This is a genomic window from Vibrio sp. 10N.239.311.G01, from assembly GCF_041465805.1.
Lineage (GTDB): Bacteria > Pseudomonadota > Gammaproteobacteria > Enterobacterales > Vibrionaceae > Vibrio > Vibrio crassostreae_C.
The window spans coordinates 95462-114885 of record NZ_JBFSRM010000014.1 but is presented as its reverse complement, the minus strand read 5'-3'; the positions used below and the strand labels follow the sequence as shown (position 1 = coordinate 114885).

At 41.0% G+C, this 19424-nt stretch carries 23 protein-coding genes; 9 read left to right on the top strand and 14 right to left on the bottom strand.

Annotated elements, in window-relative coordinates; all coding sequences use genetic code 11:
• Nucleotides 1–97: 97 nt before the first annotated feature.
• Entirely contained in the window at nucleotides 98–1045 is a 948-nt protein-coding gene (locus AB6D06_RS13145; RefSeq protein WP_017061092.1) for a LysR family transcriptional regulator, read from the bottom strand.
• Nucleotides 1046–1171: 126 nt separating this feature from the next.
• Here AB6D06_RS13145 and add point away from each other — a divergent pair, with 126 nt between their 5' ends.
• Both add and AB6D06_RS13135 read left to right on the top strand, forming a co-directional pair.
• The gene (gene add / locus AB6D06_RS13140) at nucleotides 1172–2170 is read left to right on the top strand and encodes an adenosine deaminase (protein ID WP_017071685.1); all 999 of its coding nucleotides are present in this window, start codon (nucleotides 1172–1174) and stop codon (nucleotides 2168–2170) included.
• A 152-nt stretch (nucleotides 2171–2322) separates the two neighbouring features.
• Nucleotides 2323–2889 (top strand): sugar O-acetyltransferase, encoded by a 567-nt coding sequence (locus tag AB6D06_RS13135; RefSeq protein WP_372110444.1) that lies wholly within the window; start codon nucleotides 2323–2325, stop codon nucleotides 2887–2889.
• Here the strand turns inward: AB6D06_RS13135 and AB6D06_RS13130 are convergent.
• On the bottom strand, nucleotides 2886–3080 hold the full coding sequence (locus AB6D06_RS13130; RefSeq protein WP_017072485.1) for a hypothetical protein: 195 nt from the start codon (nucleotides 3078–3080) through the stop codon (nucleotides 2886–2888). The two genes, AB6D06_RS13135 and AB6D06_RS13130, sit on opposite strands and share 4 nt — an antisense overlap.
• A gap of 37 nt (nucleotides 3081–3117) precedes the next feature.
• Complete coding sequence (locus AB6D06_RS13125) at nucleotides 3118–3762, bottom strand: HAD family phosphatase (RefSeq protein WP_324295268.1); 645 nt, start codon at nucleotides 3760–3762, stop codon at nucleotides 3118–3120.
• A gap of 255 nt (nucleotides 3763–4017) precedes the next feature.
• On the opposite strand from AB6D06_RS13125, the gene AB6D06_RS13120 reads away from it, so the two are divergent.
• Nucleotides 4018–4725 carry a GntR family transcriptional regulator gene (locus AB6D06_RS13120; protein WP_017065208.1) on the top strand — a complete coding sequence of 236 codons (708 nt, stop codon included), beginning with the start codon at nucleotides 4018–4020 and terminating at the stop codon, nucleotides 4723–4725.
• Between the two features lie 203 nt (nucleotides 4726–4928).
• Here AB6D06_RS13120 and AB6D06_RS13115 read toward each other — a convergent pair whose 3' ends face one another.
• A complete protein-coding gene (locus AB6D06_RS13115; RefSeq protein ID WP_004732372.1) occupies nucleotides 4929–6128 on the bottom strand; it encodes an enolase C-terminal domain-like protein in 1200 nt (399 codons plus the stop codon).
• A gap of 260 nt (nucleotides 6129–6388) precedes the next feature.
• Here AB6D06_RS13115 and AB6D06_RS13110 point away from each other — a divergent pair, with 260 nt between their 5' ends.
• The 3 genes from AB6D06_RS13110 to AB6D06_RS13100 all read left to right on the top strand — a co-directional run bounded on the left by AB6D06_RS13110 (nucleotide 6389) and on the right by AB6D06_RS13100 (nucleotide 9530).
• Entirely contained in the window at nucleotides 6389–7822 is a 1434-nt protein-coding gene (locus AB6D06_RS13110) for a PTS transporter subunit EIIC (protein WP_371693387.1), read from the top strand.
• A 106-nt stretch (nucleotides 7823–7928) separates the two neighbouring features.
• Complete coding sequence (locus AB6D06_RS13105) at nucleotides 7929–8885, top strand: sugar kinase (RefSeq protein ID WP_372110441.1); 957 nt, start codon at nucleotides 7929–7931, stop codon at nucleotides 8883–8885.
• 15 nt (nucleotides 8886–8900) lie between these two features.
• On the top strand, nucleotides 8901–9530 hold the full coding sequence (locus AB6D06_RS13100; protein WP_372110439.1) for a bifunctional 4-hydroxy-2-oxoglutarate aldolase/2-dehydro-3-deoxy-phosphogluconate aldolase: 630 nt from the start codon (nucleotides 8901–8903) through the stop codon (nucleotides 9528–9530).
• Nucleotides 9531–9949: 419 nt separating this feature from the next.
• On the opposite strand, the gene AB6D06_RS13095 is transcribed toward AB6D06_RS13100, so the two are convergent.
• From AB6D06_RS13095 to AB6D06_RS13080, 4 genes are all read right to left on the bottom strand, one after another.
• The gene (locus tag AB6D06_RS13095; protein WP_372110437.1) at nucleotides 9950–11005 is read right to left on the bottom strand and encodes an AI-2E family transporter; all 1056 of its coding nucleotides are present in this window, start codon (nucleotides 11003–11005) and stop codon (nucleotides 9950–9952) included.
• Between the two features lie 100 nt (nucleotides 11006–11105).
• Complete coding sequence (locus AB6D06_RS13090) at nucleotides 11106–11318, bottom strand: hypothetical protein (RefSeq protein ID WP_016795981.1); 213 nt, start codon at nucleotides 11316–11318, stop codon at nucleotides 11106–11108.
• Entirely contained in the window at nucleotides 11305–11793 is a 489-nt protein-coding gene (locus AB6D06_RS13085) for a hypothetical protein (RefSeq protein WP_372110435.1), read from the bottom strand. The genes AB6D06_RS13090 and AB6D06_RS13085 overlap by 14 nt, the downstream gene beginning before the upstream one ends.
• Nucleotides 11794–11828: 35 nt before the next feature.
• On the bottom strand, nucleotides 11829–12077 hold the full coding sequence (locus AB6D06_RS13080; protein ID WP_010431939.1) for a hypothetical protein: 249 nt from the start codon (nucleotides 12075–12077) through the stop codon (nucleotides 11829–11831).
• Nucleotides 12078–12382: 305 nt separating this feature from the next.
• Here AB6D06_RS13080 and AB6D06_RS13075 point away from each other — a divergent pair, with 305 nt between their 5' ends.
• Entirely contained in the window at nucleotides 12383–12811 is a 429-nt protein-coding gene (locus AB6D06_RS13075) for a DUF2383 domain-containing protein (RefSeq protein ID WP_010431941.1), read from the top strand.
• Nucleotides 12812–12918: 107 nt separating this feature from the next.
• The gene (locus AB6D06_RS13070) at nucleotides 12919–13329 is read left to right on the top strand and encodes a hypothetical protein (RefSeq protein ID WP_010431943.1); all 411 of its coding nucleotides are present in this window, start codon (nucleotides 12919–12921) and stop codon (nucleotides 13327–13329) included.
• Nucleotides 13330–13517: 188 nt separating this feature from the next.
• Here the strand turns inward: AB6D06_RS13070 and AB6D06_RS13065 are convergent, their stop codons facing one another.
• The 6 genes from AB6D06_RS13065 to AB6D06_RS13040 form a co-directional block, all read right to left on the bottom strand.
• A complete protein-coding gene (locus tag AB6D06_RS13065) occupies nucleotides 13518–14435 on the bottom strand; it encodes a mechanosensitive ion channel family protein (protein ID WP_016797856.1) in 918 nt (305 codons plus the stop codon).
• Nucleotides 14436–14476: 41 nt separating this feature from the next.
• Nucleotides 14477–16090 carry a diacylglycerol kinase family protein gene (locus tag AB6D06_RS13060; RefSeq protein ID WP_017065852.1) on the bottom strand — a complete coding sequence of 538 codons (1614 nt, stop codon included), beginning with the start codon at nucleotides 16088–16090 and terminating at the stop codon, nucleotides 14477–14479.
• A gap of 150 nt (nucleotides 16091–16240) precedes the next feature.
• On the bottom strand, nucleotides 16241–16669 hold the full coding sequence (locus tag AB6D06_RS13055; RefSeq protein ID WP_010431952.1) for a hemerythrin domain-containing protein: 429 nt from the start codon (nucleotides 16667–16669) through the stop codon (nucleotides 16241–16243).
• Nucleotides 16670–16739: 70 nt separating this feature from the next.
• Nucleotides 16740–16937 (bottom strand): hypothetical protein, encoded by a 198-nt coding sequence (locus AB6D06_RS13050; RefSeq protein ID WP_010431955.1) that lies wholly within the window; start codon nucleotides 16935–16937, stop codon nucleotides 16740–16742.
• A gap of 8 nt (nucleotides 16938–16945) precedes the next feature.
• Nucleotides 16946–17116, bottom strand: a complete 171-nt coding sequence (locus AB6D06_RS13045) for a DUF1328 domain-containing protein (protein WP_010431958.1) — start codon at nucleotides 17114–17116, stop codon at nucleotides 16946–16948.
• Between the two features lie 42 nt (nucleotides 17117–17158).
• Nucleotides 17159–17704 carry a BON domain-containing protein gene (locus AB6D06_RS13040; RefSeq protein ID WP_017065851.1) on the bottom strand — a complete coding sequence of 182 codons (546 nt, stop codon included), beginning with the start codon at nucleotides 17702–17704 and terminating at the stop codon, nucleotides 17159–17161.
• 335 nt (nucleotides 17705–18039) lie between these two features.
• Here AB6D06_RS13040 and AB6D06_RS13035 point away from each other — a divergent pair, with 335 nt between their 5' ends.
• On the top strand, nucleotides 18040–19380 hold the full coding sequence (locus tag AB6D06_RS13035; protein WP_010431963.1) for a sigma-54-dependent Fis family transcriptional regulator: 1341 nt from the start codon (nucleotides 18040–18042) through the stop codon (nucleotides 19378–19380).
• Nucleotides 19381–19424 lie beyond the last annotated feature (44 nt).

Below are 19424 nucleotides of genomic sequence, written 5' to 3'. Positions count from 1 at the left end.
GGGCATTTGGCACCCGTAATAAGACAATGCTCATTCGAAAAAGACGAAATAAATTTAAAAAACTTATTTCGCCGTTTTGATCATCGTAGCTCGCGGTTTACAGCTGAGGTTCTTGGGTCTTATTGACTATGAGGTCGCGAAGCCATTTGTGGCTTGGTTCAGAATCAAAGTAACGGTGCCAAAGCAAAAACAAACCACCGGGAACCAACTCAATAGGAATCGGCTTCATCACCAGTTCGCCACTCTCAATATAGTCACGAACCGAGTTGTACGGATAACACATCAGCAAATCGCTTTGTTTGCACAGCTTTACTGCGCTGGTGATGTCCGACACGTTGGCGGCTTTGTTAATTTGAAGCTGTTTGGCTTGCAAGATTTCCAGTAGCAACCAGTCGCCAACGCCACCGGTCACCAACTGAATATGACGGTATTTAAGGAAGGCTTGCAGATTCCACTCTTCTTGAAGTACTGGGTGATCATTTCGCATCAAGCACACAGAGTAATCTTGCAGCAACTCGACGTGGTTTAGCTCGGCAGGGATATTTTGAATGTGGGTGCTAGCCCTTTCATCGAGCTCAAAAATTCCAATCCCGAAATCGACCTCACGCTTTAGTAAGCGCTTAAAGGTTTCGCTGCTCCAAGTAGTGCTGTTTACCGTAATGTTCGGCGCATCTGCTAGCGCGTTAGGCATAAATTTAGGGTAAATCGCGGTATAAGCGGTTTCAACAAGATCGATATTAAAAGTACGTTCGCTGTCTTTCGGCTCAAAAATGTCCGGCACGGTTAGCTGTTCAACTTGCAGAAGGATTTGATGAATTTTAGGCGCTAAAGAGGTGGCTTTCGGTGTTGGAAACAGGCCTTTTGACTCACGTTCAAACAAAGGGTCGTCAAACAAAGAACGCAGCTTAGTGAGTTGTTTACTCACCGCAGACTGACTAAGGAACAATCGCTCTGCCGTTTTGCTCACGCTGCGCTCTTCAAGCAACACGTGTAAACACAGCAGTAAATTCATATCACATTTGAGTAAGCTTTTAACATCTACCATGATATTCCTTAGATTCAGATTAATGATGACTTTATGTCACTTTAAATCATATCACAAACTTGTTAATTTAAGCCCATGTAACCTATGAGTTAATAACTCAAAAAATAATAGACCTAAGGAATACTCATGAACTTTCTAGCACTCCCTAAGATTGATCTGCACTGCCACCTAGACGGAAGTGTTCGTCCAGACACCATTATTGATCTGGCGAAACAGTACGGAATCGAACTTCCAGAAGACCGTGAAGCGGTAGTAAAGTCTCTAACAGTGCCTGAAGATTGCAAAAACCTTGATGAGTACCTAGCTTGCTTTAGCCTGCCACTGCAAGTGATGCAAACGGAAGAAGCGATTGAGCGTATCTCTTTTGAGCTTTACGAAGACGCAGCACTAGAAAACGTTAAGTACCTAGAAGTTCGTTTTGCACCGATTCTTCACGTAAACAAGGGCTTGTCTCTTGATGCAATCATCGCAAGTGCGGTTAAAGGCATGAAGCGTGCAGAAGAGAAATACGACATTAAGGGCAACTACATCATGTCTGTACTTCGTATGTTCCCGAAAGACTCAATCAAAGATGTAATCGACGCTGGTAAACCATACCTTGGTAAAGGCGTGGTTGCGTTTGATATTGCAGGCGGTGAAAAGCCGGGCTTCTGCGCTGAATTCCCTGAGTACACGCAATACGCTATTGAACAAGGCTACCGTGTGACGGTTCACGCAGGTGAGCAATGGCATGGTCAGAACGTTTACGATGCAGTCACACTGCTTGACGCTGAGCGTATCGGCCACGGTGTCCACATCCAAGGTAACGAAGACGCGTACAACATCGTTAAAGAGAAGCAGGTTGCGCTTGAAACTTGCCCAACAAGTAACGTGCAAACTAAATGTATTCACAAATTCAGCGACCACCCAATTGCTGAATTCAAGAAAGACGGCATCGTTGTAACGATCAACACAGACAACCGCACTGTGTCGAACACAACCATGACTAACGAAGTGAAACGTGTATGTGAAACGTTCGGTCTAACACAAGAAGACTACGCAGAGATCTACAAGTACTCTGTAGAGAGTGCTTTTGCTTCAGACGAAGTGAAGAAGCACCTAATGGGTTTCGTTGAGCAAATCTAATTGGTAAAGCGCGCCTTTTGCTGAATAGCTGGGCTCACTTAGCATTAATGCTTAAAGGTACAAAATAGGAAGAGAAAGGCTGAGGCTTTTCTCTTTTTTTATGTCCAATTATCCGTATTCTAATATCGATGTTGACGAATGGGATGCAAACAATGAAAACAGAACTCGAGAAAATGCTGTCCGGCGAGATTTTTGATGGCGCAGACCATGAGGTAGACCACATGCGCACTCACGCCAGCAAGGCGCTATCAGACTTGAATCAATGTTCAGACGATACTCAACTACCAAGTCTTCAGGCTAATCTGTTTGGTAAAGTAGGAAGCAGCGTTGTCCGTCCTCCTTTTCATTGCGAGTTTGGCAAAACCATCGAGATCGGTGACGACACCTTTATCAACATGAACGTGGTGATGCTTGATGGCGCGAATATCAAGATTGGTAACAATGTATTGATAGGGCCAAGTGCCCAGTTTTACACAGCCTCCCACTCACTGGATTATCTCAGCCGCCGTAAGTGGGAAACTTTCTGCCTACCTATCACAGTCGAAGACGATGTGTGGATTGGTGGAAACTCAGTCATCAACCAAGGCGTTACGATTGGCGCTCGCTCTGTTATCGCAGCGAACTCAGTGGTTAACAGTGATGTACCACCAGATTGCCTGTACGGCGGCACTCCAGCCAAGTTGATTCGGCATTTGAATGCCGAACAAACTCGCAATTAAACAAGAAAGCGCGTATCCAAATCTAAAAAAGAGCGATGTTTCAATAGCATGGCTCTTAATCTAATTATCAGCGTTGTTTTATCGCACGCTTGTTCACCGCGAATTTGAAGCACGACAGCCGCAACTAAAACCAGCGCTGATATAGTCAAAAACAAGAATGCAACGATAGACTTAGGTGGGTATCTTTTCATTTTCTACACCCTCAAATTTAACTCACTCGCCAAGGTGTCAATCTAATAAATTAACGCCAAGCGCCTGCAAGCTGTTTTCACACTGAACGGCATCGGTAAACTGGATAGCAGCCATACCCAAAGATCTCGCACCTTCAACGTTATAAGGCATATCGTCAATGAAGACCGTTTCTGAAGCTTTGAGCCCATAATTAGATAAAAGCGCTTGGTAGATTTCAGGCTGCGGTTTAAGCATGCCAAGTTCAGCGGATACGGCTGCGCCATCAAACAAAGGCCAAAATTCGTAGGTGGCTTTTAGGTGTTCAACAATCTCGACCACGTTGTCGGTAAGTGCATACACACCATACCCAGCACGCTTTACGCGCTCGATAAGGTCGACAGAACCATGCAATAAGATCTGCGTTTTCTTAACGTAATAAAACAGGCGGTCGCACTCTAATGAAGATAAATCGAGCTCTTGTTGGTAGCGAAGTTTGGCTTCATTTTCGGTTAAGAACCCTTTGTTCAAATCCGACCAAATCGCACTTTGGAAAATCGAAAGCGCTCGGGCTTCAGGGTCGGCAATGTTACCAAACGTTAGTTGAGTAATTTCCAGCGGCGACCAACGCACAATCACATTACCCACATCAAATACGACATTTTGATTTGATTCGAACTCATACCCTACTCCTGAATTAGTCACTTAAAATAGCAACAACACAGACATTAAATGCCGCACGTTAAAGTTCATAATCTTGTTTTACAAAATGAGGACTAGAATCACAAGATGTAATCAAGTCAGCGCAAAAGGTGGTCACTAGTATCCCTAACTAACCCTATTTATCATCACCCACTTAACCTTCTATGTTACAATTATGAGTCATTCAGAGCGTACTGAATCCCTGATTTAGTTCACTATTCTTTAGTCACAGTGAATACACTTTAAAGTTATTGATCTATGAAAAAGTACGAGTTAGTTGTCCAAGATATTGTGAGCAAGATCTGTCAAAACAGTATCAATCATAAGCTTCCCGCGGAAAGAGAACTCTCTGAAATATATGGGTTATCTCGATTTACTATTCGAAAAGCGCTAGCCAAGCTAGAGGCTATTGGCATGGTGAAATCTAAGGTGGGTTCTGGTTACTTCGTCAACACTTCTCTCATTGGTACACCACTGGTGTACAACTCCATTACTGAAAACAGTTTTGAAGAGATCTCTTATAAAAAGCTCCAACTGAATAAAGCGCTACCCGATAACCACGAACAGCAGATTTTTTCTTTAGACGACAATGACTACATCTGGAAAATTAGACGGCTTCGATTGATTAACAACAAAGTAGTTCAGATTGAAGAAGCCAAGATCCCTGTCAGTGTCTTCCCAGAGATGAATGCCGAGATCATTGAAAGCTCAATCCAGAAACATGCATTGGCGAAAGGTCTTCAGATCGATAGCTACTTAACGACGTATCAAGCGATCAACGTATCTAAAGAAGACGCGGAGTTGCTCGGCTGCAAAAAAAATGCCGCGGCGATGAATATCACCAACCGAGGTTTCTTAGCATCGGGGGATCTATTCATCGTCAGCGATATCATCGACATCAAATATCAATGCACCTATCACACTCCTTTTAACAATGAGAGCATGAGCTTCCGAGATAAGAAGTAACCTTTTAATTCGATTTAGTATGGTTAATTTTTATAGATATAAGTTAATTACTCTATAGATTAGCCACTAATATTATTTCACATCTAATATTATTAATTTAATGATACTAGAAATATACTTACCAGATAATACGTAATATCTGGTAAGTATATTAAATAAGAAAATGGCCGCTTATAGCGACCATTTGATATTAAAAATACGAGTTAAGGGGTATGAATCGCGCCATCAGGAAGGCGACTTTGAGTCCACTCGTGGGGGCGATACATAACAGGGAACTCGGCTGCAACCTCTCGGTCGATTTCAACACCAATACCTGCGATTTCAGAAGCGTATAAGTAGCCATTAATTGGCTCTGCAGCGTTCGGGAATACCTTGTGTGTATTCTCGTTGTACTCGACATGTTCTTGAATGGCAGCATTGTGTAAATGCACATTCAAATGCGTGTTTACCGCTGCGCCAATTGGCGTCATATCTGGCGGGCAATGCCATGCAATACGAACACCGAAGTTCTGACATAGATGGCCGAGTTTCAGAGCTGGGGTAATACCACCAATCTGTGAAACATGGCAACGAATGAAATCAATGCGGCGGTTAGCAATCAATGATTTCCACTCTTCAGGGTTATTAAATAACTCCCCTAAACCTAATGAAACTGAGCTCTGGCTGCGAATATTATCCAACCATTCCGTTTGATTTGGCGGCAGAATATCTTCAATGAAATACGGCTTATATTGCTCGACTTCCTTCGCAAATTGTATCGCTTGGTTCGGGAATAGGCGCTCATGAACATCATGAAGAATATGGAATTGGTTACCATATTTCTCTCTCAGCGACTTAAACATCGTTAGAGTATTGTCCATGTACTGATCTTGGTCGTAGTACGAACCTTCAGTCGGGTTTTGAGTGGTATGCAAATCCGTTGGAACGCCGCCATAGAAACCAAGCTGACAACGAATGTGCTTGTAGCCTTTGTCTAGGAAAGATTCCACCAGCTCATAAATCCCTTCCATCGTGTCGCTCGTCGCGTGTGTGTATACAGGAATAGCATCACGAGACTTACCACCAAATAACTGGTGTAACGGCATACCCGCCAATTTGGCTTTAATATCCCACAGTGCCATATCAACACCGGAAATTGCATTATTGATAACAGGGCCATTTCGCCAATAAGCGTTGACCATCATCATTTGCCATAAGTCTTCAATATTATTGGCGTTTTTACCAATAAGAATAGGTTTTAAATATTCATCGACCATTGTTTTTACAGCAAGCGGTCTTTGTTGGAATGTCGCACAACCAAACCCTGTCACGCCTTCATTCGTTTCAACTACCACGGTAATGAGGTTGTGTCTGTCTGGTTTAGTAATAATACAATGGATATCAGATATAATAGTTTCTTTCACAATTAAATAACCTAAACTTAAGTCAACTCCTATTATCTAACCGCTTTAAAAACCACATTTCAAGCGCTAATTTTGCGTAAAAATAATTGGTACGTTAAGTGATTTTTTTTGATAACCAAAACATACCAATTGGCCAAAAACGGTGAAAAAATAATTTTTCGGATTTCAAGTGTGATTGAGATCTCTTTTTACTCCGTTGGATTTAAATTGGTTGTCGTTATGATTGCTCGAGTTAAATATATTCCAATAACAGGTGTAGTATGCAAATGGTAGAAAAAAGTGATGCCGTTATTAATAACTCGAAGTCATCATCGAAGAAGAAAAATTTCAAAGAAAATATACAGTTATTAATCACTGCACTTGGTGGTGAAGACAATATCGTGAGTATCACGCACTGTATGACAAGGCTGAGATTCAAATTAGCAGACGAGTCGCTGGTAGACGAAGAAGCAATCAAGCAGATCGCAGATGTGAAAGGTGTGGTACTTCAACAAGGCCAAACTCAAGTCATCATCGGTGTTGAGGTCGAGAAGTGGTTCAACGCGCTATCAAACACTCAACAAGCTGACGCTAATCCGGCTGATGAACTAGAGAAAGGCAAGCTGTTCCAAGGCGTGATGCGTATTGTCGCAGGCATCTTTGGTCCGGTTGTACCCGCAATCGCTGGCGCGGGTATGTTGATGGGCCTGTTGTCTGGTCTTATTGCAACCAATGTTATCTCTGAAACCTCGGACACGGTTTATTTCTTCCGTTCAATTTCTGTCGCTGTGTTCTTCTTCTTGCCTATGCTGGTCTCTTTCTCTGCCGCTAAGGTATTCAAAGTAAACGAGTACATCGCACTTGCTGTCTCCTCTGCAATGCTAGCACCCAAGCTAGTAGATAAAGCGGTGATGCTAAAAGATGCTGGCGCGGCTCCTGAGCTGACGGTGCTAGGCGTGGTTCCTATTGAACTGCTTAATTACGGCGGCGCGATTGTTCCTGCGATTCTAGCAATCTGGTTATTGTCTAAAGTGACACCTCTAGTTGACCGACTGGTACCCTCTTCAGCGAAACCAGTATTTACGCCACTGCTTGCGTTTACTGTGACTTCGACCATCACGCTATCATTTGTTGGCCCTGCTGGTATCTGGCTAAGTAATGGTGCAGGTTGGGTAATGAGCTCGCTACTGGAAATCTCTCCGACGTTAACGGGCTTTGTGTTTGGTCTAACTCGCCCGATTACCATCGTATTTGGTATCCACCACAGCATGACACCAATCAGCCTGAACAACTTTGCACTGTACGGTAAGGATTTACTTATGCCGATCATGTGTTTGGGTAACATGGCAATTGCAGGCGCGACAATGGCTATCTGGCATAAGCAACGTAAGACAGTTTCTAAAGAGCAATCTTCAATTACGATGGGCTCAAGTGTTACGGCTATTTTAGGCATCACGGAGCCAGCTCTATTTGGTGTCCTAACGAAATACACCAAAGCGATGATGACCGCGAGCTTGGCTGCAGGCGTGTTCGGTGCTATCTCGGTAACAATCGATACGCACTTAACAAGCTACATTCTTTCTTCTGTATTCAGCTTGCCAGCTTACCTTGCAGGCGGTACGCAAAACTTCATTCAGGCACTGATGGGCGTGGTGGGGGTGTTCGCACTGTCTTATGTTCTAACGCTATTGTTCGTAAAACTAGACAACAAATAAGACCTCCTCTCAAGCTATTGGGAAAAGAATCAACGTGGCTACTTTCCTTGTAGCCACGTTCCATCATTTATACCTAACAATACCAATCTTTCTGTAAGGGCACACTATGAGCCACATTGCGATTATCGGCGAGTGCATGATTGAACTGAACGGCGCTCCATTCGGCACCATGCAACAAACCTATGGTGGAGATACGCTCAACGCCGCTGTTTATTTGAACCGAGGTGCCACAAGCTATTCCTGTTCGACAGGTGCACCTATGATTCGTACCAGTTATGTCACGGCTCTAGGCTCAGACGCTATCAGCAAAGAGATGCTTAACCAATGGCAGGATGAAGGGCTATCAACTGATTTCGTACTGATTGACGAGCAGCGCTCGCCAGGCCTTTATCTGATTCAATTAGACGACGTTGGTGAACGCACATTTCTGTATTGGCGTAATGACTCCGCTGCTCGCTACATGGTACAGCACCCAGATTTCGACAAAATAACCGCCCAACTTGAAGATGTCGATATGGTGTTTTTGAGTGGAATCTCTCTGGCGATCTTGCCACACAGCGATCAACTAAAGTTGCTCACTATCATCGAGGGCCTGCGTGAGCGTGGCGTTACCATCGCCTTTGATAGCAACTATCGACCAAAGTTGTGGAGCTCAGAAGCCGCAACTAAAGAATGCTATCTATTGGGCTATAAAACAACCGATATAGCCCTAGTCACCTTTGATGATGAACAACTGTTATGGAGCGATCAAACGCCGCAAGACACCATAACAAGGCTGCATGCACTCGGCGTCAAAACCGTTGTTGTAAAGCTTGGTGCTGAAGGCTGCTTGATCAGCGAAAACTCCGCAAATGAGCCAGTAAAAATCACAACGACACCAGTCGAGACTGTGGTTGATAGCACCTCTGCTGGCGACTCTTTTAACGGCGGTTTCTTATCTTGCTATCTCGCTGGAGGTTCTATTGAAGAAGCTTGCCACCAAGGTAATGCATTAGCCAGATTGGTGATTCAACATCATGGCGCAATCATCCCAAAATCCATCACCGACACTCTTTCAAACTGATATTAAGAAGTACACATGTCTACAATTAACGAACAGCTAAAAGCACTTAAAGTTATCCCTGTTATCGCCATTGATAACGCAGAGGATATTATCCCTCTAGGCAAAGTATTGGCTGAGAATGGGCTTCCCGCCGCTGAAATTACGTTCCGTTCAGACGCCGCTGTTGAAGCTATCCGACTGCTTCGCCAAGCACAGCCACAAATGCTGATCGGCGCGGGCACCATCTTGAACCGTGAGCAAGCACTCGCAGCAAAAGAAGCGGGCGCAACGTTTGTGGTATCACCGGGCTTTAACCCGAACACAGTTAAAGCATGCCAAGAGATCGGCATCGATATCATTCCAGGTGTGAACAATCCAAGCACCGTTGAAGCGGCATTAGAGATGGGCCTAACAACCTTGAAGTTCTTCCCAGCAGAAGCATCTGGCGGCATCAGCATGGTTAAATCACTCGTTGGCCCATACGGTGATATTCGACTCATGCCTACAGGCGGTATCACGCCATCAAACATCGATAACTACTTAGCAGTGCCTCAAGTATTAGCCTGCGGTGGTACATGGATGGTCGACAAGAAACTCGTTGAAAATGGAGAGTGGGATGAGATTGCCCGCTTAACACGCGAGATTGTCGAGCAAGTGAATCACTAGTCTATGTCATTCAGGTAAACAGAGCCTGTTTAATTTCTAACAATAAAGCCACAGCACTTTGGTGAGGCTTAATTATATGATCCGCCTCATTCTCAAGCCCTTAAGCTTAGAGTCGGCTCTCAGAGTGAGGTGAACCAAATATCTTCTATCCATACTTTAGGTATCGACCTAGGTAAACATTGCTTCTATGCTATCGCACATAACCGTTGTGAGGTGGAGGCGCTTCGTCGCAACCGACTCTTAACCTTTCTAAGTGAAATAGAACCAGCAACTATTGCTTTTGAAGCCTATAGCGATACTAGTTTGATCTCACACAGAGTTTAACCTCAGCCAGCTGTCCAAAAAGGAGTCATAAAGCAACAGAACTAACACTCACAGAAAGAAGTGACGCTGAGTGGTTATCAAGGCTTACTTCTGCTCTACTGACCTTTATGAGCATTCAACCTTGGATGTCTTAACTGTTCAAAAAATACATTCACACAGACAAGTAATGGGACCCCTACTAGCATTCCCATAGAGCCCCATAGCCAACCCCAAAATACAAGCCATACAAATAAAATCAGCGGATTGAGACTAAACCTTTTCCCCAGTAATGTAGGAGTAACCAATTGGCTTTCTATCAAATTAATCGCCAGGAAGATCGCAGCGACCGTCAATGCGTAGCTAAACGACTCAAACTGTATAAAAGAGACTAAAGCAAAGCACGTAACTGAAACCATCGGGCCAAGATAGGGGATAAAATTAATTAAGCCTGCAAAAGCGCCCCAAAGGAAAGGGTCTTGCAATCCCATCATATAAAAAGCAAAGCCAACAGTGAGTCCTAAGCAAACATTAATGATGGTGATGGCGCCTATGTAACGAGACAAATCCTTTTGAACAACTTTAACCAATTCAACAGCCCTACGCTTATCTGAAAAGCATTCAAAAAGAGATAAGCTTTGAGAATAAATTTTTCGACCGTAACTCATCATGAAATACGCCATAAGAAACGCAACCAACAACTGAGTAACAATGGTTGGTGTTGTCGTAAGCACTGATTCTATAATGGAAAAAGCCGTGTTATTGGTAAGCCCATCATTGGTAACAGTACTACTCATGGAGAACCCGGTGGCGTCAGTTAAGCGACTGTTTTGAGTAACCTCACTCACTTCATTAGATACATTCTCAACCAACATTGGTAATTTTGACCACCATTGCTGAGCGGGCTCACTCAACATATTCAAACTAATCACAACAAAGCCAATAAAACCAATAAGTACAGCCATTACGTTAATGACTCGAGGGATACCGAAGCGAGTAAGGTAGTTAACTAGAGGGCTACATAGCAAAGAAATAAAAGCACCAAAGATGATTGGCAACAAAAATGGCTTGGCGATATGTAATGTAAAAATAGACATCATGAGAACAGCAAGGAGCATAAAACTAGTTTGCAACACACTTCGTTGTCTAAGAATACTGTATTTTTTTGATGTCATTTTATTCCTATGAGTAGGAGGTTTTGTTTTTGAGGCTTCGTCAATTTGAATCAGGCACTCGATACCGTCAGCCAACACTAACTTGAATTAAAAATGATGGTTACTTAAGTAAATTAAGTATTAGCGATAGCTGTTTATAACCAAAAACAGACGATTTAAAACGATGAGTTCGATTCAAAATTACAACACCAAGGCCTGTGATGCCAAGAGCATACAAGGGGTACTTGTGAACAAACTCTTTTCCTTTGTGACGAATAAGTCCCATACAAAGTGCAACTTGGCGAGCTCTACTTCTCCCCTCAAGTCTTTTCATTTGAATCTGTCTTTGTCGATTCTTGAGTGCTGACATGTAACCCCTCCTTCAATTGCTCTTTCGTACATTCAAAACCTATAAATTGCTTTAAGTAACTAGAACGAAGTACCAAGCATATTAGAATCAAACCGAGTGTGAATATAAACGCGCCGTAACCCGCTAACAGATTCAAAGTGAAGTAGTAGATCACTACTCCAGCACCGACGGCGATACTAAAAAGAAACAGCGGTAACAACGCAACAAAGAGGAGCTGAAACACAAGACGCTTTTTAAATGCATCAACACTATTGCGAAACTCCAATAAGAAAAGCTCTAAGGTCGATTGAGACCATTGCTGGGTATGTGTCTGTAATATAGCTAAGTCTTTCCACAATCCATTTAACTCATAAGCAGAACGTTTAAGATCATCCACCTTACGATCGCTCGATTTATCATTGGCAGAGTTTACTGGATCATTTTGACTATTTACCTGCATAACGGTGCTCTCTCAATTGCGATGTTGATATATGGCTATTTGATTAACTTCGAGACAGCCCAACCAGCGAGAAACGCACAGCCAACACTCAATAATGGACGCTCTTTAATGATGTTTTCCGCTTTCTCAGACGTGTTCTTCACACTTTCAGAGCTGGCCTCGAGAGTTTCATGGACCGCCTCTTTCACATTTTCGATAACTTCTACTGCGGCCTCTTCAGCTTTTTCATAAGTTTCTTCAATTTGTTGTTTGGCTTCTGAATTTTTAGCGTTTGACTTTGGCATAATTTTTCTCCTTATTTGATTATCATAAGCCAGAGAATAATATTAATACTATTAATCTCTAGCTACTTTAATAATCAATGCTAGCATCGTGCCAACTTTCACAAGTACCAGAATAATTGAAGATAAGCTCCCATATCATTAATAAATGGCATTAATCAATGTAATAATTTCACTAGAAAACATCTATTAATGTATTTTTTACAAAAACAAAGTAAAACCTTAGACGAAACAAGCTGAATATAGGGTTATTAATTGGCATAAAAAATGCAATAAACCAAATACAGCTTAGAACCAAATGAGGATTCATGAGAAACCAAAGTATATTATCTATTGTTAACCTGATAAAAAGTGGAAATATTATTTACGAAAAAGCGATATCCAACATAAGAAGTGAAAAGATGGCAAAAAATCTTTTTGATATCTACACGGTAAAGAAATGTGCAGAGTTAAAGTTACAATCTTTAACTTACTACTCAAAAATACATCAAGAACAGATACCCGCTAGTTATACGATAAATGCCAGAGAGCGCTGTATTGAAGCGGAAGATACAAAAGGTAAAAACAATCAAGAGCTCTATTTAAAGCACCTAGAAGGTGTCGAGACAAAGATCATTTCCGACATTGAATCACTGCTAGAAACTAACCCTGATTTAGAAGGGAGAAGAAGATTAAAAGTGGTAAAAAATGAAATGGAATCATGTCGAGACCAAATACACAACATGCGTCAGAATTAGTTATTAGCGAATGATGGTTGGAAATCAGAATCAAAGAAAAGGCTTATTTTAATTATTATAAATCAACTGAAATTATAAATACTACTGAGATAAAAAGGAGTAATGATATGTTGTTTAAAAAGGACAATGATCCCCTTGAGGTAATTCACTATAAAGGCATAGAAAAAATACTATGTACATTGAAAGATCACTACTTCTCATGTGTTGACCTAATTGAACAGAAAGCACATGGGAACATTGCAAGAGCTGCAAATCGATTTATAAAAGTTGAACGTTCATTAATAAACGAAGTAAACACCAAGTTCTGCATTAACAATGAAGTTAATGACAATGACATATTGAGTCAGCCCCCTGCGTTAATTGTTAGTTATAACGATATGTACCAGAGTAATTTAAGCCTAATTTCTTACCTCAAAAACACTATTAGAAAGTTTAACAATCAACATATGTCTGCTTTTTTCTCCTATTGGGTTGCGGCGTTGCAAGTTGAAAATGATGAGATAGCAAAGCATTTGTAACAGATATAACCCATCTAAAATAGATACGATTAATTAACTTGAGAAGAGAATCAAAGCCTACAACACAATCATTAAACAGTGGGAATAATCTAGGTTTAATTCTGATCTAATTCTGACATCACTCAAAATAAAAAGCGTCGAGGCATATTGCCTTGACGCTTTTTTACGAGAGGGACCGCTATGTTATTCTAGGAAGCGTCATCGACAGCCCCAGTCATCATTCTAGACAGACTTTTACCGCCTTTGGGATCAAAATCAAGTGTTCTAATCGGAAACGGTATTGTCATTCCAGCCTCTGATAATGACTCTTTAACCGCTATAATACCGTCGTGCTTTGCGTCCATATAACCAAAACCTCCTGGGTACTCAATCCAAAACCAAACCAATAAGTTAACGCTACTATCAGAAAAGCTTGAAGCGTAAACCGTCGTATCTTCTTTCCGACTAACATAAGACTTTTGGTTTATCGCTTTGGTTATCACCTCAGCGGCTCTTTTGGGACAGTCTGCGTAGGAAATCCCCACAGGGATCTCGACCCTTCTTCGTCCTTTTCGACTGTAGTTCGTCAAAATATTTCGGAAAACCATCTTATTGGGAATCATGACGTGTTGACCAGAGAACGTTTCAACCAGTGTATTTCGTAAGTTTATTTTGACTATGGTACCCATGACATCGTTGGAACCAACAACATCGCCAATTTTAAAAGGTTTACGAATACTCATTGTAATACCTGAAATGAGGTTCTCAGTCATATCTTGAAAAGCAAAACCGATAGCTAAACCTAGAATACCGGCACCGGCAAGCAACGATGTAACCGTACCTTGGAGCCCAACAAAATCTAACGCGACAAAAAATCCAATAGTAACAATGGTAACCTTAACAATAGAAGCCAGTAAGTTAATGACTTCTTGAGAGTCGACAACTCTATTGCTCAATCTTTTAAACAACTTGCCGCTTATGTTGGCAACAAAGATAAAAATAAGAAACGTAACAAAAGCAACAATCAGGTTAGGGATAAGTTTAATTGCTTCAACTAACCAATGCTCTAACTTACCCTCTATCAGATGCTGAAACTTCTCTAAGTTAAAAGAGAGATTCATTTCCATGGTGTCTCCTTCTTATTCAATATGCGGATTATTCAATACATTCATGGAATACAAACCGTTAAGGCTTGCTTATCAATACTTATCTCCAGTGAATCAGCCAAATACGTCTCTCCATCAATCACGTATGAAATAGGTCGGTCAGAATCAATTTTAACGAGCTGTGCCGAAGCATAAGTAAAGTAACTAGCTTGTTCTTTCGCTCCGAGACTCGATAACAACAGATCAGATAGAGCGATAGCTCGTTTACTAAGTGAATTTGTGTTTTCCAAATAGGTAATATGCAGCTTCCCATCATCCGGCCTAGGAGGCTGTCCCCCTTGAGCAAGCACAGTACTAAAAGGGGAAGAGTTCGCCACGACCAAACTTTGTAGTTTCATACTTTGTGATGGTTGGTCATCGATTGAAATTTGAAAGTGTTGATTATCGTCGGTGATTACTGCATTGAAGAACCCAGTCAAATACGCGAATTGCCCTTTTTCATTTTTTTGTTCTCGATGTGCGTAATCGATCATCTGTTCTTCAAACCCAATACCAAGAAGCAGTAATATTGGTTGTTGATTACAGAACGCCAGATCGATTCTTTTTGAGTTGCCAGATAAAATAGCCTCACACGCTTTTTCAACAGGCGATATTTTCGAGGTCAATCCATAAAGCATATGACATAGAGCGTTCGCGGTACCCAAAGGTATAATCCCGAGTTGTGTATCAGTCTTCCTAACTTGCCTTGCGACTTCACTAACCGTCCCATCGCCACCTGCAACGATAATATGCGCAGTATTCCGGTCTTTGGCCTGCTTAGCTAATATTTCTGCTGATACTTCTTGGCTAGTAAGAAAAATATCTAAACTATACTTTCTCGTAAGTTCACGAATAACCTGTTGTTCATTCGCCAACCATTTACCACCACCTGCAACAGGGTTGGCAATAAGGCAAGCTTTATGGCCAAGAGTGAGCAAACCTTTATCACTGATTGCTTGAAGTGTTTTTAGTTGTAGATGGTTCAATTGGGCTGTACTTCGCACGTCGTTAATACTTTTCAAGACCTGCTCTACAGTAAGTGACGGATTTTTTGCTAAAAGATAGGCAGCTACGACAAAGACAGAACGTCCTCGACCGAGAGCACAATGCACAACAACCGATCTAGATTGATGGATTTGGGTATCGATCCAATTTATAGCATGTTTAAGCTTATGCATTTTAGGGACTTTATGATCAAGAACCGGGGTGTTTAAATAGCGAAATTGATCACCGGTCATTGCACTTTCTAAACCAGAAAACTCAGCTGTAACATCTACAATACAATGGATGTTTTGAGATTCTAAGAACGATAAATCTGAAGGGAACAAACGACGAGATACATATAAACCTTTTCCAACCTTCTGTATTGGTTCAACTTTATCTCTTTTAATTGCCCATGCATTGTACAGTCGAACACCTAAGAAGAATGGAATGAAGATCCATCTAATCCACCACACTATTTTCCCATCGCTAGTCTTCCTAAATATTGACGGCATATCGAAGATGTAGGCAACACTAACGATGAACATCGACAAACTACACCAGGCAAAAACACCACGGATTATTAGCTGTGGTATAAGAGCAGCAGCAAAAAAACAAGCTATAGCAAGAAGCATATAATATTTAATAATAAACATGTTACGCCTTAATTTATCCGTGAATTTAAATATATTTATCCGTAAATTTATCTATCTCTAAATTAAATAAAAGAAGGGCTCAAGAATGAGCCCTTAGCTTGATAACAAAGCAGTTTTATACTTATTTAAAGAATTTGATTACTTCGTGATTCAAGCAACCTCTTTTTCATATTTACGAGCTAATGTTTCTTTTTGTTCAGTATCTAAGACTCGACCTGCGGTTTGAAAAAAACGCTGCTCTTCTTCTTCTAAATGATGTTCAACCTTATCTTTTAATGTTTTCATTAAAACAAGCCAAGCTGGTGAAGACATCTCTGTATCATCGAGTTGAGCGAGTATTTTGTCGATTCCATGATGTTCAGCGATTCCATGTCTAGTCATGTCAATGGATTGATCACTCTCGATCAAAGGTGCATAAAAATGGCGCTCTTCTGCAATCGCATGCTTGGTTAACTCATCCTTAAGGTTAACATAGAGTTCTTGCCTAGCTTGTGTGTCTCCCGAAGTTTGGAGTAACGCATCCATCAAAAGTCGTTGCTTTTCATGACTGTCTTTGAGCACATCAAATATATTTTTCATGTCTAATTCCTACTTCATTGGTTTATTTTTATGAGGATTTTGGCATCTCATTGCACTCTAGATGACAGTTCTAGCAATCTTCATCTTTCGCATCTAAATGCTCTTTAATATTTTCACAACTATCTTCTATTGCGTTTTGAGTATCCTCTACAGCCTCATCTACATTTTCCCCGGCTTGTTCCATCGGACCTTCATCACTACATGCCGCAAGTGCAAATGTAATACCCACAATAGTTAAAAAACGGTAAGCGTTCGATTTGATGTTCATATAAACTCCTAATGTTTGTTTTTATTCAGCAACATAATTACCACTGAAACCAGTAGTGATATTGCAAATATATAAAATATGATCTTTGCTACTGTCGCAGCAGCCCCAGCGATACCACTAAATCCCAATAGGGCGGCAATAATTGCGACAATAAAAAATATTAGCGACCAGCGAATCATCGTTATTCCCCAATTTTTAATAAATTACCAATTGTAGAGAGGTTAAATAATATTTAATTTATCCACCACTCTCTCTACATTCGGGGTATTATTTGCTATAGATAAAGCTAAGTCGTGTTCACTGCTTGATGAAACTGAACCTTTCAAGATAACCACACTGTTTTCGGTTTCAACTTGAATATCGCTACCACTAACATTGGTATTCATTAATAAACGAGTGATTACCAGTGTCTTTATGTGAGCATCAGTCAAAGCTTGTACGGCTGCGGGTGTTTTTTCTTTGTCTTCATCAATCACTGTAAGTTCGTTTTTTACAGACTTAACGTCATCTAGGCTTAGCACTAACTCTTCTGCCAAATCTTTCTCTGTTTCATTTTTAACCGAGCCAGTTAAAGTAACCACTCGATTTTTAACGTAGGTGTTGATGTCAAATGAGTTTAAATTAGTATTCAGTAATAAAGTCGTTTCTGCTTTTCCATCAATCCACGCATCGAAAGTTTCTTTTTCCCACATGCTATTAGCAAAAACAGTTGATGAAGAAGTTGCAATCAAAGTAGCTAATAATATTTTACTTGCAGTATTTCTCATTAATTATCTCCTCTAGTTAACTGACACTTGTACAATTGCAACCAGCATGCCAACTTTTTAACTGACTGAAAATAAAGGATTTACACTTTAATTTTGAAAATTTACCATTGGTAAAATAATCGGAGGTGTATTAATTACACGAGTATTTTGTAAAAATTATCATCAATGGAGATCCTAGAATAATTAATATCAATACTGTTAATTAGCCACTTCTACTATCAGTAATATTGTAACTACATTTAAAAGGTGGCGTATAGTAAATGATAGATTCGTATTTGAAGGACATTATGTTATTATCAAGGTCGTTTTCTGTCGTACAAAAAGAGAGTTAAATCATGTCATTACCGACACTTTTTATAGAGTTAAAAGATGAATTATTGCGGTCTAAAATAAACTCTCTAGATGAATTATCAAGCTTTGAAATAATTCAAAGTACTATGGATGTTCATTGGATTGACAAGCTACAACAACTGCAACCAGATACTGCTATTGTTGAAGTCTCTCGATTTACTAACGATGATTTTAAGTCCTTATCGAGTGCAACAGGGTTGGACGAAATGGACTTGATTATTATCAGTACAGGTACGCCAAACAAAAATTTAGACATGATGATGAACCATGGCGCAATCTTCCATTATAGAAAGCCCGTCGACATGCAAATATTGGAAGATACCCTTGCAGACTTCAGTCAATACTTCCTCCAGAAGCAGGAAGAAGGGCGTAAAGTGTCCACCAGCGATTTAGACCAGTTCGGTATGTTAGTCGGTTCTTCTAAGCCCATGCATAAGCTGTATCGAACTTTAAGAAGAGTCGCGAAGACTGACACCAATGTTTTGATTGTCGGCGAAAGTGGGGCAGGTAAAGAATTAGTCGCACAAACGATTCACCTTGCCAGTGATCGTAAAAACCAACCTTTTATTGCGATCAACTGCGGTGCTATCAGCCCTGAGTTAGTTGATAGTGAATTATTTGGTCATGAAAAAGGCGCTTTTACAGGGGCGAATCGCACACACCAAGGGGTGTTTAGGCAAGCAGAAGGTGGCACATTGTTTCTCGACGAAATCACCGAAATGCCACTTGAACACCAGGTCAAATTACTACGAGTTTTAGAAACAGGTGAATATCGCCCTGTAGGCAGTAATGCAACGAGTATCGCTAATACTCGAGTCATTGCAGCGACAAACCGAGATCCACAAGTCGCTATTGAAGAACAGTTTTTGAGAGAGGATCTCTATTTCAGGTTGGCTCACTTCCCCATACATGTCCCTCCATTGCGTGAAAGAGGCGACGACATCGTCGGCTTAGCAAAACATTTTATTGCTCATCGCAACGCAAATGAAACCACTGCGAAGACCATTTTCACATCAGCGCTTCAAAAAATATCAGCCCATGCATGGCCAGGGAATGTCAGGGAATTAAAACACTGTATTGAAAGAGCTTTTATATTGGCAGATGAGACGATTAAAGATGAACACCTAATTTTTGATACTCCTCCTTTAGAAACAGGGACTACCGTTGAGGATATGGTTCCGGCGGGTGTTTCTCTTGAGAAGATTGAGAAAGCGGCGATTATCAATACGCTCGAAGAAAATGAAGGCAACAAAAAGGAAACAGCACAAGACTTGGGAATCAGCATCAAAACGCTTTATAACAAGCTCGATAAGTATCAAGAGTAGTAATACTCATATCTGATGTTGCTGTGTGATCAAAATAGATACAG